Origin of the sequence: Sphaerochaeta sp. UBA5849, assembly GCA_002432715.1 — a bacterium.
GTDB lineage: Bacteria > Spirochaetota > Spirochaetia > Sphaerochaetales > Sphaerochaetaceae > Sphaerochaeta.
In genome coordinates this window covers 42,948-56,776 of the sequence record DJGJ01000022.1, presented here as the reverse complement: position 1 = coordinate 56,776, position 13,829 = coordinate 42,948, and the positions used below count along the sequence as shown (strand labels likewise).

16 protein-coding genes are annotated in these 13,829 nt (G+C 47.0%); 11 read left to right on the top strand and 5 right to left on the bottom strand.

Features of this window, described 5'->3' with window-relative positions:
- The first annotated feature begins 134 nt into the window (after window positions 1-134).
- From B3K89_RS03715 to B3K89_RS03695, 5 genes are all read left to right on the top strand, one after another.
- Window positions 135-1,409 carry an ISL3 family transposase gene (locus tag B3K89_RS03715; RefSeq protein WP_345907076.1) on the top strand — a complete coding sequence of 425 codons (1,275 nt, stop codon included), beginning with the start codon at window positions 135-137 and terminating at the stop codon, window positions 1,407-1,409.
- 882 nt (window positions 1,410-2,291) lie between these two features.
- Entirely contained in the window at window positions 2,292-2,711 is a 420-nt protein-coding gene (locus B3K89_RS03710; protein ID WP_345907075.1) for an RNA polymerase subunit sigma-70, read from the top strand.
- The gene (locus B3K89_RS03705) at window positions 2,708-2,884 is read left to right on the top strand and encodes an SHOCT domain-containing protein (RefSeq protein ID WP_345907074.1); all 177 of its coding nucleotides are present in this window, start codon (window positions 2,708-2,710) and stop codon (window positions 2,882-2,884) included. Before B3K89_RS03710 ends, B3K89_RS03705 begins: the two co-directional genes overlap by 4 nt.
- 38 nt (window positions 2,885-2,922) lie before the next feature.
- Window positions 2,923-4,227, top strand: coding sequence for a recombinase family protein (locus B3K89_RS03700; RefSeq protein WP_345907073.1), 1,305 nt, complete (start codon window positions 2,923-2,925; stop codon window positions 4,225-4,227).
- Window positions 4,215-6,239, top strand: coding sequence for a recombinase family protein (locus tag B3K89_RS03695; RefSeq protein ID WP_345907072.1), 2,025 nt, complete (start codon window positions 4,215-4,217; stop codon window positions 6,237-6,239). Before B3K89_RS03700 ends, B3K89_RS03695 begins: the two co-directional genes overlap by 13 nt.
- A 75-nt stretch (window positions 6,240-6,314) precedes the next feature.
- On the opposite strand, the gene B3K89_RS03690 is transcribed toward B3K89_RS03695, so the two are convergent.
- From B3K89_RS03690 to B3K89_RS03680, 3 genes are all read right to left on the bottom strand, one after another.
- Window positions 6,315-6,650, bottom strand: a complete 336-nt coding sequence (locus B3K89_RS03690; protein WP_345907071.1) for a SymE family type I addiction module toxin — start codon at window positions 6,648-6,650, stop codon at window positions 6,315-6,317.
- Window positions 6,651-6,795: 145 nt separating this feature from the next.
- Window positions 6,796-7,008: a hypothetical protein gene (locus B3K89_RS03685; RefSeq protein WP_298501894.1), complete on the bottom strand. Its 213-nt coding sequence runs from the start codon at window positions 7,006-7,008 to the stop codon at window positions 6,796-6,798.
- An 8-nt stretch (window positions 7,009-7,016) separates the two neighbouring features.
- Window positions 7,017-8,057 carry an HD domain-containing protein gene (locus tag B3K89_RS03680; RefSeq protein ID WP_345907070.1) on the bottom strand — a complete coding sequence of 347 codons (1,041 nt, stop codon included), beginning with the start codon at window positions 8,055-8,057 and terminating at the stop codon, window positions 7,017-7,019.
- A 407-nt stretch (window positions 8,058-8,464) separates the two neighbouring features.
- Between B3K89_RS03680 and B3K89_RS03675 the strand changes: the two genes are divergently transcribed.
- From B3K89_RS03675 to B3K89_RS03660, 4 genes are all read left to right on the top strand, one after another.
- Complete coding sequence (locus tag B3K89_RS03675) at window positions 8,465-8,689, top strand: hypothetical protein (protein ID WP_298501897.1); 225 nt, start codon at window positions 8,465-8,467, stop codon at window positions 8,687-8,689.
- Between the two features lie 129 nt (window positions 8,690-8,818).
- Window positions 8,819-9,067: a hypothetical protein gene (locus tag B3K89_RS03670; protein WP_345907069.1), complete on the top strand. Its 249-nt coding sequence runs from the start codon at window positions 8,819-8,821 to the stop codon at window positions 9,065-9,067.
- The gene (locus B3K89_RS03665) at window positions 8,997-9,566 is read left to right on the top strand and encodes a coenzyme F420-0:L-glutamate ligase (protein WP_345907077.1); all 570 of its coding nucleotides are present in this window, start codon (window positions 8,997-8,999) and stop codon (window positions 9,564-9,566) included. The genes B3K89_RS03670 and B3K89_RS03665 overlap by 71 nt, the downstream gene beginning before the upstream one ends.
- A 51-nt stretch (window positions 9,567-9,617) precedes the next feature.
- Window positions 9,618-10,052 carry a GtrA family protein gene (locus tag B3K89_RS03660; protein WP_298501904.1) on the top strand — a complete coding sequence of 145 codons (435 nt, stop codon included), beginning with the start codon at window positions 9,618-9,620 and terminating at the stop codon, window positions 10,050-10,052.
- A 175-nt stretch (window positions 10,053-10,227) separates the two neighbouring features.
- Here B3K89_RS03660 and B3K89_RS03655 read toward each other — a convergent pair whose 3' ends face one another.
- Complete coding sequence (locus B3K89_RS03655) at window positions 10,228-11,292, bottom strand: Gfo/Idh/MocA family protein (protein ID WP_345907068.1); 1,065 nt, start codon at window positions 11,290-11,292, stop codon at window positions 10,228-10,230.
- 71 nt (window positions 11,293-11,363) lie between these two features.
- Complete coding sequence (locus B3K89_RS03650) at window positions 11,364-11,807, bottom strand: ABC transporter permease subunit (RefSeq protein ID WP_298501909.1); 444 nt, start codon at window positions 11,805-11,807, stop codon at window positions 11,364-11,366.
- A gap of 34 nt (window positions 11,808-11,841) precedes the next feature.
- Between B3K89_RS03650 and B3K89_RS03645 the strand changes: the two genes are divergently transcribed.
- Both B3K89_RS03645 and B3K89_RS03640 read left to right on the top strand, forming a co-directional pair.
- Entirely contained in the window at window positions 11,842-12,339 is a 498-nt protein-coding gene (locus B3K89_RS03645; protein ID WP_298501911.1) for a hypothetical protein, read from the top strand.
- Window positions 12,336-13,616 carry a hypothetical protein gene (locus B3K89_RS03640; protein WP_345907067.1) on the top strand — a complete coding sequence of 427 codons (1,281 nt, stop codon included), beginning with the start codon at window positions 12,336-12,338 and terminating at the stop codon, window positions 13,614-13,616. Before B3K89_RS03645 ends, B3K89_RS03640 begins: the two co-directional genes overlap by 4 nt.
- Window positions 13,617-13,829: the final 213 nt, after the last annotated feature.

The following is a 13,829-nucleotide window of genomic DNA, read 5'->3' as shown; positions in this document are numbered from 1 at the left end:
TGTGGGAAATTACCAAACTTTTGGCCTTTCGCTGTTTTGAGTGGGTAGAATCTTAAAGAAGCAAAGTGATAGTGGAAAACTCTGGGAGTGCTGTGGTACTGTTTTGGTATCACAGAACAGAGAGGTAATTCACGATGAACGGATTCTCCCAGACAGACATCTTCACCATTGCCCTTGGATTGACGGAACCCTGGAAGGTAACGAAGGTTGAGATGATTCCCTCAGAGAAGAATCCGGACAGGATGGAAGTGCACATCACGGTCGATTACCAGGAAGGGAGCAAGTTCCCCTGTCCCGAGTGCGGTGAGAGCTGCCCCGTCTACGACTCCAAGCAGAAGGTCTGGCGGCACCTGAATTTCTTCCAGTACCGCTGCTACATCCACGCCCGGGTCGCGCGCATCGGGTGCGAGCAGCACAAGGTCAGGTTGGTGGAAGTTCCCTGGGCGAGGTCGGGAAGCGGCTTCACCCTGCTGATGGAGGCCGTCCTGCTGACGATGCTGCAGCAGATGCCGGTCAGCCAGGTCGCCAAGCAGGTGGGCGAGCACGATACCCGGCTGTGGAGGCTGATAAGCCTGTACGTGGAGCAAGCGCTGGAGAAACAGGACTTCAGCGGGGTCGACGCCATCGGGGTGGACGAGTACAGCCACAAGGGCCAGCACTACATAACCGTATTCCTGGCGCATCCGGAGAAGGACGGTTCGAAGGCCAGGGTATTGTTTACGGTGGAAGGAAAAGGCAAGGATACGGTGAAACAGTTCCTGGACACCTTCAAGGCCAAGCAGGGAGAGCCGGACAAGGTGGGGGACGTGACCAGCGACATGTGCCACGGCTACCGCAATGCCATGACGGACGCATTCCCCCAGGCAAGGACGACGGTGGACAAGTTTCACGTCGTCAAGATGATGGGTGACTCGGTGGACCAGATCAGGCGCCGGGAGATGCGTTCCAAGGACAGGAAGAAAATCGGGTCGCTGGAAGGAACCCGCTACCTGTGGCTGAAGAACAAGCAGAACCTCACAGAAAAGCAGCAAAGCCAGCTTGAGCTGCTTCTGAGCACAGACCACCTGGATACCGTCACCGCCTACAACTACCGCCTGAAACTGCAGGGATTCTACGAAAACTGCCTCGACTACGAGAGCGCAGTGGAAGCTTTCGAGGCCTTGTGCATGGAGCTGTCCAACAGCCGGATAGCGGAGATGCAGAAGGTGGGTCAGTCGCTCACCCGCAATGCTTTGGAGATCCTCAACTACTTCGAATCCAGGAAGACCAACGCACTGCTGGAGGGATTCAACTCGATGATAAGCCTGATCAAGCACAGGGCGAGAGGGTTCAGGAACATGAAGAATTTCATCGCAATGATCTACTTTGTCTGTGGTGAGCTTGCACTTCCAAAAGCTACCATCATGTAGGGTTACCCACTCGATTCAGCGAATAACCAAACTTTTCTCTTTATAACGTTTTATCAAGTTGACTTACATCCCACTTGCAGGAATGTATTGACCAACAAATTTAACGAGGAGAAGGTAATGACCGATCAACAATCAACGCAGATTACGAACATGAGAGAAAGTGGCTTGGGATATTCTACGATTGCAAACCAAATAGGGCTTCCAAAGGAATGCGTAAAATCTTATTGCAGGACTCACGGACTTACGGGGAGGAGATCCTCCTCGCATGTGGATAAGGAAGCCGGTAGCAACACTTGCCGAACTTGTGGGAGATACTTGCAGCACACTCCTGGAAAGAGAAAGAAACAGTACTGCTCGGATACTTGTCGTATGGATTGGTGGAATGCGCATCAGGACAAGGTGAAGCGAAAAGCGTACTATTCGTTCACATGCGCCGAATGTGGTAAGACCTTCAGCTCATACGGAAATGCAAAAAGAGTCTATTGCAGCCATGCTTGCTATATCACGGCTCGTTTTTCCAAAGGGGAAAAGTAGCAGGGGTCCCGAACTTCGATTGAGGAACCGAAACTTAAATCAGTTGCCAGGGATTTCATTGAAACTATCCAAGGAATATTATTCTTTGGAATCGTGCTTGGCCGGTAAAAACCGGCCAATCTTTTTAATTACTCCCAGTAATTGCCATACAAAGTAAGTGTTGTTGAGCATCTTCCAACCTCCAATTTTAAATCCAATAATTCCTGCAGATTACTCCAACGTAGTTCATCAGAGTAAGCCAGTAGGATTTGAATAGTAGATTGACGACAATTCTCTTGTCCACTTGCCATTCAGGGTCTTCATAAGACTTCAGGGGTACGGTTCTCCGGTATCAAGCAGGAGAACACAATGACTGAAAAAGAATCTACACAAATCACTGAAATGAGAAATGATGGTCTGGGATACACCACCATCGCATCGAGGCTCGGGTTATCCAAGGATTGTGTCCGGTCCTTCTGTAGGACTCACAATCTCAGGGGTAGGAGATCTCCCAGCCATGTGCCTCAGGATCTGGGAAAAGATTATTGCAAGACCTGTGGTAAACGTTTGGAGCATACCCCCGGCAAAAGGAAGAAACAGTACTGCTCGGATGGCTGTCGCATGGACTGGTGGAATGCCCATCAGGATCAGGTGAAGCGTAAGGCCTTCTACCAATTCACCTGCGTTTGCTGCGGCAAATCATTCTCGGCATATGGGAATGCCAAACGCAGTTACTGCAGCCACGAGTGCTATATCAAAACAAGGTTCAAGAAGGAAGTAAGCAAATGACAAAAGAGCAGTTCAAGGCAGAGGCCGATTACCAGTTGGCTCTTTTGCTCATCAAGAATCTGTTTGCTCAGGGCCTGTTGACTGACGAAGAATTCAAGACTGTCCAAGGAAAACTCATTGTTAGATACCAGCCAATAATCGGCAATCTATCTCCTTTACATGACTTGATTTAATCTCAATTCGTAGGGATGTATAGACCTAGGAGGAACCAGTGAGAACAATTAAGCTGATACAAAAACCAAAGCAACCGGCAACCAGAAACCGAAAAAAGCGAGTTGCAGCCTATGCACGGGTCTCTACGGTACATGAACGACAAGAGCATTCGCTTGAATCCCAGGTCGATCATTACAGGAGACTGATTCAAGCTAATCCTGAATGGGAATACCAGGGGATCTACATTGATGATGGCGTCTCTGGAACACAGATATCTGGCAGAACGCAATTCCAAGAACTCATCACCAAATGCGAGCAAGGCATGATTGATATTGTGCTGACGAAATCGATATCGCGATTTGCCAGAAATACGGTCGACTTGCTTGAGACTGTAAGGCGGTTGAAGGAACTCAACATCGATGTCAGGTTCGAGAAAGAAAATATTGAAACAATCTCGAGTACAGGAGAATTCCTTCTGACCGTCTTGGCATCATTTGCTCAAGAGGAAAGCAGAAGTACTTCTGAAAACCTCAGGTGGGGAGTCAGAAAGCGTTACGAGAAGGGAATCAGCCTTCACCACCGCGTCTATGGATACCGGTGGACCGGCAAGAAGCTCGTCATTGAACCGACGACCGCGAAGGTAGTGAGAAAGATATTCAGGGATTATCTGAAGGGAAAGTCGATGAAACGTATTGCAGACGAACTGAACAATCGTTCCATCCTACACTTTGGGAAACCTTTCAATGATGTGGCAATCCATACCATTCTACACAATGAGCGTTATATCGGTGATACCTTGCTCCAGAAAACGTATTGCGTGGATTTCATGTCCCAGCCACGGAAGAAGAATCGCGGGGAGCATCCCATGTACTATGTCGAGGATACGCACCCACCGATCATCAAGCGGGAAATATTCGAAGCCGTCTCGAGGGAGATTGACCGTCGAAGAGAACTCGGGGTGTACAACATGCCCAAGGTGAGTCGGCGTTGTTTCACCGGTAAAATCATCTGCGAGAAATGCGGAAACAACTATATCCGGACCTACAAGACACCAACCAATGCGAATTGGAGATGCAAATCCAACCGAAGAAATGGAATCAAAGGATGCAGGAGCATCGGTATCAATGAGGAACAGTTGAAGATTCTGTCCAATTTCATGTTGGGGATCGACGAGTTTGATGAGCAAGTCTTTTACAAGGAGGTGGATCACATCTCCGGTGATGGAGAGGGCTCCTATACCTTCCATTTTCGTGATGGACGGCAAATCAACCGGTTCTGGCCTTCCCGGGAAAAAGCCTATAAGGCAGCAATCGATAGAAGAAGAAAAACCAATGACAACGGAGCGCATGCATGGCAAAGGTAAGGATAATTCCAGCAAAGAAAATCATAACAAACAATCGCAACAACCCCCATTCAACGAAAAGAAGGGTCGCCGGCTATGCCCGGGTTTCAACAGACAGTGATGAACAGTTCACCAGTTATGAAGCCCAGATCGAGTACTATACCGAATTCATCAAGAGTCGTTCTGATTGGGAATTCATCAAGGTCTATACCGATGAAGGCGTGAGTGGGACTAGCACCAATCGCAGGGAAGGCTTCAAGCAGATGATAAACGACGCCTTGTTGGGAGAGATCGATCTTATCGTCACCAAATCGGTCAGCCGGTTTGCCAGAAATACCGTTGACAGTCTGACCACCATTCGCATGCTCAAGGAGAAGAATGTCGAATGCTACTTCGAGAAGGAAAACATTTGGACCTTCGACGGCAAAGGTGAATTATTGATAACCATCATGAGCTCGATCGCACAGGAAGAAAGCCGGTCGATCTCTGAAAACACCACATGGGGTAAGCGAAAGCAAGCCAAGGATGGCAAGGTTTCAGTTCCCTACAGCAACTTCCTTGGATATGACAAAGGGCCTGATGGAAACATGGTCGTGAATGAGGAACAAGCCGAATTGGTAAGACTCATCTACGCTCTATTCCTTCAGGGAAAGAGTCCGAATGGGATCGCCGAGATTCTCACCGAGAAAAACATCCCCTCACCCGGACGTGGGAAACAATGGGTTTCCTCCTGCATTAAAAGCATCCTGCAAAATGAAAAATACATCGGAGATGCCTTGCTGCAAAAAAGCTTCACCGTAGATTTCCTCACCCACAAGCAGAAGGTGAACGAAGGTGAGGTACCACAGTACTATGTGGAAGACCATCATGAACCGATCGTATCCAAAGAAATGTTTGCTCTAGTCCAGACCGAGATGAAACGGCGCGATGGGATGCCTGGCAGACGAAACCGCAGGAGAATGCTTTCAGGTCGAATCCTCTGTGCCCAGTGCGGATCTTGGTTTGGAGAGAAGAAATGGCACCCTAACAGCAAATATCAGAAAGTGGTTTGGCAATGCAATGGAAAATATGATAAGGCACACTCCCAATGTACCTCAGGCAACTTGATAGAACAGGATGTCCAGAGAATGTTCGTGATAGCGGTCAACAGACTACTGAAGGATTCATCCAGCATCCTTGAAACACAGAAACTTGTCTACGACACGGTTTTCGATACCGCTGGTCTGGAAAGGGAAAGGACGGCACTCATAGCTGACATGAGTGTTACAGCCGAACTCATGGAGCGTATGTCGAGCGGACAATCCAGCTCAAGATCCAATGGATATGCCCATACTCAAGAGTATCAAGCACTACAGATACGATATGAGCAGGCTGAGAAACGTAAAGAAGAGCTCGACAATACTATCCAGGACAAGGTAGCCAAAAAAGCACTTGCAACTTCATTCTTCGATAATCTCAAGAAACAGAATAGCCAGGTCGTGCGTTTTGATGAGGACTTATGGAGCGGACTGGTTGATCATCTCAAGGTGCATTCTCCAAATGATGTCCGATTCATCTTCCGCGATGGATCTGAAATCAAGGTTGACTTATCCGAAGAGGAAAAGAAACGCCCTCCTCTCACAGAGAAACAGATGACTGAGATCAGCAGTCTTCGGCGAGATGGAATGTCTTATGCGAAGATCGGAGAAAAGCTGAACCTTCCTCGTGGACAGGTTCGCAGCTTCTGCCTTTCCAGAACTTCAAAAAATGAGGCAGCTGTACAAGAAGATGGAGAGCATGTGCTCTGCAAGACTTGCGGGAAAGAACTTGAACATACCCCCGGTTTTAGGAAAAAGGTTTTTTGCTCGGACGGATGCAGGCAGGATTGGTGGAATCGGTATGCAAAATTCAAAGCAGGCGAAGGACGGGCTACAAACAAAGTTACTTGTCAAAACTGTGGCGAGACCTTTGTGACCTACGGCACCAACCGAAAATATTGCAGCCGAAAGTGCTATTCCGAGCACAGGGGGCAAGAAGGAGATTCAAGGGACTGACCTCTGCTTTTTAGAAAAATCATGAAAGGCGGGTTTTGCATCAGCATTGCCTGCCTTCAGTTATCTGATTGCTTGCTATCGTGCATCTGAAGGCTCGTTTCTCAGTTGAATGATCAGACAGCCCTTCTGGCATTGAACATTGATTTCCTGACCAACAGAAAACCCAAGCTGTTCTAGCCATTTTCCCTGCAATCTTATTGCTGGAACAGCCTGATATTTATAGCCGCTTTGGGCACAGATCTTCAGCTTGCGGTGTGTTTTGGTCTCCAAACGATATCGTTTGATGGGGTTAAAACATTGCTCAGGATAGGAGATTTTATCAAGCACGTTATCTAGATTGCTTCGATCCGCTCTCGAGTGAAGATCCAACATTGAAAAGAATTGCATCAATTCATCATCTTGATAATTCATGGCGACCTCCCCTACTTAAGCCATAGCAATACACAGTTTACTCGTTACAATATATAGAGTTAGAAATACAAACGTCCAACAGCACAGAATTCAGATTATTCATGCCTGCCTCCAAACACTCCCCTGCTTCAGATCCCCTTCAGGCTCAGGCCTGATGGATGGGGTACGCTACGTGGGGGTGTTCATCAAGGTAGGAGGGTTTATACAGGTATTGCTTCAAAGTGACAAGAGAAGGCTGGTTCACAACAACCAATGAAACACTCTCCCTGACAAGATATGCGTTGGATGCAGGATCGAATTCCTTGAACTCAAAGCCATCAGGTCTTATATCTATCTTTTCAGCAACCAAATTTCCCAAACACACGCTTATGATAGAAAGCGAGCAAAAATACCCATGATTTCAGTATACTGCTGAGCGTATCTCATCCTTGCCATTTCGCTCATCCTCTGCCAATCCTTTTGGATTTTACGCTGTACACAATGTATACCTTTTTCAAATTCCATACCCTTTTCCTCGAATGCTTCGAAGAACAGGGATGGCAGGTCGGAAATGTGGGCTGCTGCATCGGCATCGGCAAGGCACTTCTCCTCCGCCGTTTCCTTCGGCATCGGGACACTTACCCAGTGGTGAAGAATACACTGTGCAACCAGCTCGGTTTTTTCTTCAGGATATTCAGCCTCCCGCAACAGAAGCCTGGCCTTTTCTGCTCCATGGACATGATGGTTTTTTGCTTTGTCAAATTCCTCAATACCTGCAAGATCGTGCAGGAGAACCGCTATTCGAACAACTTCTGCATCCGCTTCATGCAAGTGGGCCATTTCATTTGCAATAGTGATCATCGGAGCAATATGGTGTTCCCATATTTCATACCCATAGGCGTTCCGAACCAAGTCTACAAGGGACCGTTCAATATCTGTCATAAAAGCATAGTGCTTGCTTTCAATTCCTTGAGAGAGACGTTTTGCAAGAGTGAACCTATCTAAAAACTGAGCTTGAGAAACGGGGCTTACATGTTCCCAGTACAATTGCAAAGTTGACTGCCTCCAGGTTTTTCCTTCAGCAATGCCAAGATGTTCTTGATGGTATGAATCATAAAACAGGCTTGGAACATCCACGATATTAATCAGCATATCGGCATCGGCGACGCAGTATTCTTCAGGAGAACTCTTGGGAAGATTCAAGTCTGCCCTATGGTTCAAAATACTCTTTGCAACCAATTCAGTCTTATCAGAGGGATACTGGTAACCAGCCAGAATTTCCTTGGCACGTTCGGCCCCAAAGATGTGGTGCTGTTTCCTTTTTGAGAAATCCTCAATTCCTGCCAAATCATGAAGCAGCACAGCAAGGGTTACAATTTCCTCATCGGCTTTGTGAACAACAGCAAGTTCTTGTGCAACGGCAACCATGGGTTTGATATGGTACTTCCATATCTCATATCCAATCTTGTTTTTCTCTGAGGCACAGGCACGTTCCACCAAGGCTGAAATTGCATCGATCAGTGTGGTATCCATACGAATCCCCTTTTTCATACCCTACTGCTGCAAATTGGGTAATGCAAGAATCACGGGCGAATCATCTGCACTTTTTCCAGTCCATTCCTGCAGACAGTCTGGGGTTTGACTGGGATGAAAGCACTATTTTTTCTGTCTATGCAGACAACAATCTCTTGATTATGCGGCATCGAGAGTATTTCTGCTCAAACAAGAACACCATACGAAGAAACCATGGCGACAAGGTGCTGCAAGATATCCAATCATTATTTCATCAACATCTAACGTTATGCCGCTTCAAGTCTTTTGATCATGGATGCTTTATGAACAATTGGTTTACTGTCGATGGGGTTGACCCAGACACCTGTATACTCAGCGAATACCGGCACCGGGAGGAGACTCATTGTTATCTTCTCAATGGTTCAGACTACAGTCTGCTCATCGATACCGGACTTGGTATCTGCAATATACACGAACAGATGATGAAACTGACCAACAAGCCGGTAATCGCTATTTTCCTGACTTCCATGCTCATGCGGATGAATTGAACTGGCTCAATGGTGAATTTTCCCTTTTCTTGGAACAGATTCTCCCACATTCTCAAAGGCTTGGCCATGAGCGGCCGGCAAATCACAATAATGCTCAGTTAGCCAAGCGATGAGGTCGGCAACCATTTGATGGACCTCGAGGCCATGTATGAAGCCAACCTGAATCCCCACAAGGATGTACTTTCCCGACAAGAGTATCGAAAGCTTTTCGGCCATACATTCACGCACCCTTTCACAGGACTCGATTACATCGACCTTTACATGGATTTGGCTGTGGACAACAACATCGAAGTAGTATTGGCCAACCATCCACGACCGCAAGCACCTCAAGAACCTTCTGCGGAACAATGGGGGAAATACCATCGTCGGACTCGATGAGCTCTCGACAAAACCCGGAAAAAACGGAGGCTACAACCCGGAATTCGGCCTGCTTGGCTCGAATCTGGCTGGTAACAACCGGCTCAAGCTCTTTCCCCGTGACTCTGAACGGTTCTGCTATGCTGTCCAGAAGAAGTTGTTTGAGAAAACTGGAAAAACTGTTGAAGTGCTGGTCTATGGTGACGGAGCTTTCAAGGACCCCGTGGTGGCCCCCGGCTTTACCAGAGGACTGATGGGCACTCCCAATGAAATCAAGATGAAGTACATTGCCGACAACGAACTTGCAGGACTGCCCCAGGAAGAAGCCCAACGCCGGCTCAAGCAGAAAATCGCCCAAAAAGGAAGCAACCTGCTTGGACAGAACACTTCACTGGGGACCACCCCAAGGCAGCTCACCGACCTGCTCGGGACCTTGTGCGACCTGATGAGCGGCAGCGGTGACAAGGGAACCCCGATCATCCACATCCAAGGGTATTTTGACAACTACGCCTCCGATTGAGCCTTTCCTGCATCCCCTGTTGTTGGAACCTCGGTGGATAGGGGGCAATACATGGGCAACAAAGATACGGCAGCGTTAAGCAGGCAGGAGAACCTTGCCCAGATGGGGAAGTTTGTACTCTTTTCCATCAGTGCAGGAGGTATCCAAGTGATAGTATTCACTATCCTTGAGGAACTCTTTCACCTCCCCTATTGGCCCAGCTATCTGACAGCGCTCATTGCCAGCGTCGTCTATAACTTTACGGTAAACCGGCGCTTTACCTTCAAGAGTGCAAACAATATTCCCAAAGCCATGGCTCAACTGGGAATCTATTATGCCCTCTTCACCCCACTTTCCACGTGGTGGGGGGATGCCTTGGTACAACGAGGAATCTCCGACTACCTAGTGTTGGGAGGGACGATGGTGGTCAACCTGGTCACCGAGTACTGTGTCAATCGATTCATCATCTACCGCACTTCCATGAATACAAGAGGAAAAGGCAAGTAGTGTACCAAAGCAAGCCCTTGCATTCTTCGAAATACATGCCGCATCGAGATTTCTCTCCTCACCGCCTGTGATGAGGTTTCGCCAAACAACCTATGGGCAAGTATGGCTTCCCAGGATTTTGGCAGAGCGAGACTCAAACCAGCTGGAGCAAAGAAGCCTACACCGCACGATTCCTCTATCGTGGAGAAGAAAAGGCGTCGGACCAAATCCGTGATTGTGTTTCTATGGGTCTGCCTTCGTTGAAACTTTGGTGTATGCACTGGGCAAGATAGGAGTCCTGCAGGGCTTCATGCAAACCATAGCCCCTTCCTTGGCACGCATCCTCCATGCACAGGGCAAGGGCGATTTCATCATCATTGAATCCAAGGGGCCAGTACGGATTTCTGAAGTGATAGGCATCCCCGAAGCTTATAGCACGAAGGGAGCGGGGGTTGTTGGTCAGCCCCCCATCCTCGATTCTCTGAATTGATTGCGTTATCCCTTCATTGTCGCTGTTGAGATACCGCACCTCGTAGCCTGCAATCTCCCCCCGCTCTCCGAAAAGAGCAAAGTGACTGCTTCTGATCGAACTGTGATATTGGACATCGGAGAAATCGAAGTAGCCGGTTTTTCCATCCTCGAACGCCAACACGGCAGTAATGCGGTTGGTTTGAACTCGTACTCCTTCGGTATCAATGCTGTCACGTCCGCCGGTTCTTACAACCCAGCTGGGCCTGCTTACAGCAGTAATGGTGCAGTTTGCGCCTTTCTCATCAAGAAAATACCGGATGATACTGGTTCCATGGTGGTCGTGAAGACTGGCACAGCGCACCTCGGTCACAGATCCCAACAGGGGAATCAGGGCATGGCAGGTGTGATAGTAGGGATAACGCCAGTATTGCTCGGCAACGAAAACTTTGCTTTTGGAACCTGCATACCTGCTATACAATGCCTCCAAGGTCTCCAAGGCGAGAGAGGTAAAACCGGTCTCGCACAAAACCGCCTCACCTTTGTCAATGAGTGGGAGAAGAAGCCCTTCCATACTGTATGACGGTACACTGAGGATTACCAGATCATGGGCTGCTGAGAGAGCATCGAGCACATCGCAGGTGGTCTCCACGTGATAGCGCTGCTTAACTTCCTCTGCCCTTTTGGGAGTGCGCAACACCCATTTCACCAACATAAACCGCTCAGGCAGCGCCTTGATGATCCTATAGAAGAAGAGACTGCGCCAGCCGTAGCCAATGAGTATTATCCGCATGACAAACCCGCCCTCCAGTGAAATTGCTTCATGCAGCTACTATAGCATGGGGATGCTCCGGGTGGTATATACTACTGCGGCGCCCGTGCCTCCCAGTCCTTCTCCTTGAGGTTGGTATAGAGATACACGAAAGCGGAAATCGAACTGAAGAGGAATATCACAACAGAGATTGCTGCGGCAAGATTGTATTCACGGTTGGCGAACGTCTTGCGCAGGTACACACCCAACAGCAAAGGGTGGTTGCGTCCGATCAGATAGGGGGTGGTGAAGGAGCTGATATTGCTCATGAAAATGAACACCATTGCTATCATGACATCCTTGAAAGAAAGGGGAAGCACCATCTGAAAGAATACTCTGAACCGGCCGGCACCTACAGCCCTGGCACTCTCGACGATGGACTCAGAAATACCTGAAAGAGCAGCAACGATGATCATGGTGGCGAAGGGGATGTTGAAGACGACATTTATTATGATGACACCCTTGGTCAATTTGTCAATAATGTTGACTGAGTCCAAATGTAAATGTATAGTAAAAAACTAGAGGTGAAGCATGAAAAAACGATTATTTCTTTTAGTAGTAGTATTACTGTGTGCATTTGCTCTTTCAGCCGAAAGCTTTACTATAGTACGTTTGAATAGCAAGCAAGTATCTACGAAAGCAACTGATTTCGTCATGAAGGAACTAAAGAACAGTTCACTTCCCTTCTCCGCTACGGCGATCAAGGGATTCGATAAGTTGACTGGGGACGAAAAAGTGGTAGTGATTCTTAACACAGGGCTAGAAAGTGGGATTAATCCGGAAATCCAACAATTTATCGAAGCATCAACAGACAGATCACCTTTTATTATTGTAAATCTCTATTCTGTGGGGAAAGAGGTCTTTGTTGAGATTACCCCTGCCTCAGAATCGCCCTTTGGGGTAGATGAGATCTCTGCTGCTTCCAAATGGAAAGATCGCGGGCTTTTTGGTGGTTCAAATCCAAATTATGACATGCACCTGGAATGGACAAAAGAGCTTTTTGCTATTATTGAGGAGAAATTCCGATGATGACATTCACCTTGGTTTTTCTCTATGTAGTATTGCCAGCTATCTATTTTATTCTTTTCCTCAGCGGGTTATATGTCTACTCCCCTTTGTCGGTAGTGAATTATTTCTTTTCAATCTTCAGTTTCTATGTAGTGATCAACAATATTTTGATTTCGTTAAAAATACCCGTATTTCAACTGAGATTGCCTCATGATAAAATGATAAAGGTCCATGTTTTTACAGGATTGTTCGTAATTATCGGTATTTACTTCCATTTTTTTTCCAAATTGCTTACTGGTAGTTCCATAGATCTTTTATCCTGGATACTTTTGGTCCTGTTTAGTTTACTGTACGTTATCGCTATACTATGGATCGAGACTCCCCTATTCAGAAAATTTCGTAAGAAAATTCTTAATCGCATACAACATCCGGCATTACGTGCCTATGATACAATCAAGAAGCACCATGGGTATGTATTTTTTCTTTTCGGCATACTCGTCACCTTTCATGTCAACATGGCTATGGTAGCAAATGCCGGTACACCTCTTATATTCATATTCTCACTAGGATACCCTATCATCGTGTTTCTGCTTTTTGCCTACTCAAAAATACGAAAATCCTGGTTGCCTGAACTAGTGCTGATAGAAAAAAGGAGAGTTTCTGATATTCAGATTTTGACATTTAAAAAACCTGAAAAAAAGAAACTGCATTACCAAGCCGGTCAGTTTGCCTATATACGGTTTTTGCATTCTCCGTTGTCAGCTGAAGAGCATCCGTTTTCTTTCCTCTCTTGCCCATCCGATCCATATATATCGCTTGGAATAAAAGTATTAGGAGATTTTACAGAAAAGGTAACTACCATAGAGCCAAAAACCATGGCAAGAATCAATGGCGGCTTTGGCAATTTCATCCCACGGTATGACAAAGAACGGACTTGTTTCATTGGATCAGGAATAGGTATTGTCCCGATTGTCAGCCTGCTACGCGATATGAAAAACCATCCGCCAAAGCAGCAGGTGCTTTGTTTTCTTGCCGTGAACATACGGGAAGAACTGCTTTATGAAAAGGAGCTGCGTGAGATAGCTGATTCCATTCCTCAGCTACGATTGGTGTTTTATGTCTATCAAGAGGATGGCATCCGTTATTCCGAAACGCTTTTTGGATCCGAGATACCTGAACCACAAACCTATTCCTATTATATCTGCTCTTCCCCAACAGTAAGAAATATAGTCGTGCAATCTCTGAACAGACTGGGAGTACCAAAGAAACAATTTCACTACGAAGTTTTTTCTTACTAGTGTACTGTCCCAATGATAGTTAAGTTGGGAATTGTGCATAGATTACATGAGCATAATAGATTTATTTACACCAATGCGCCAGAATGAGTCATGCTTGACGAGAAAACGGCGAAGCGGATACAGACGATAGTTCCCATACTGGATGAAAACCAGAAGTGCATGTACTTGGCCGCGGAGGCTGAAAGCCTCGGCGCGGAGGGATAAGCCTGATCA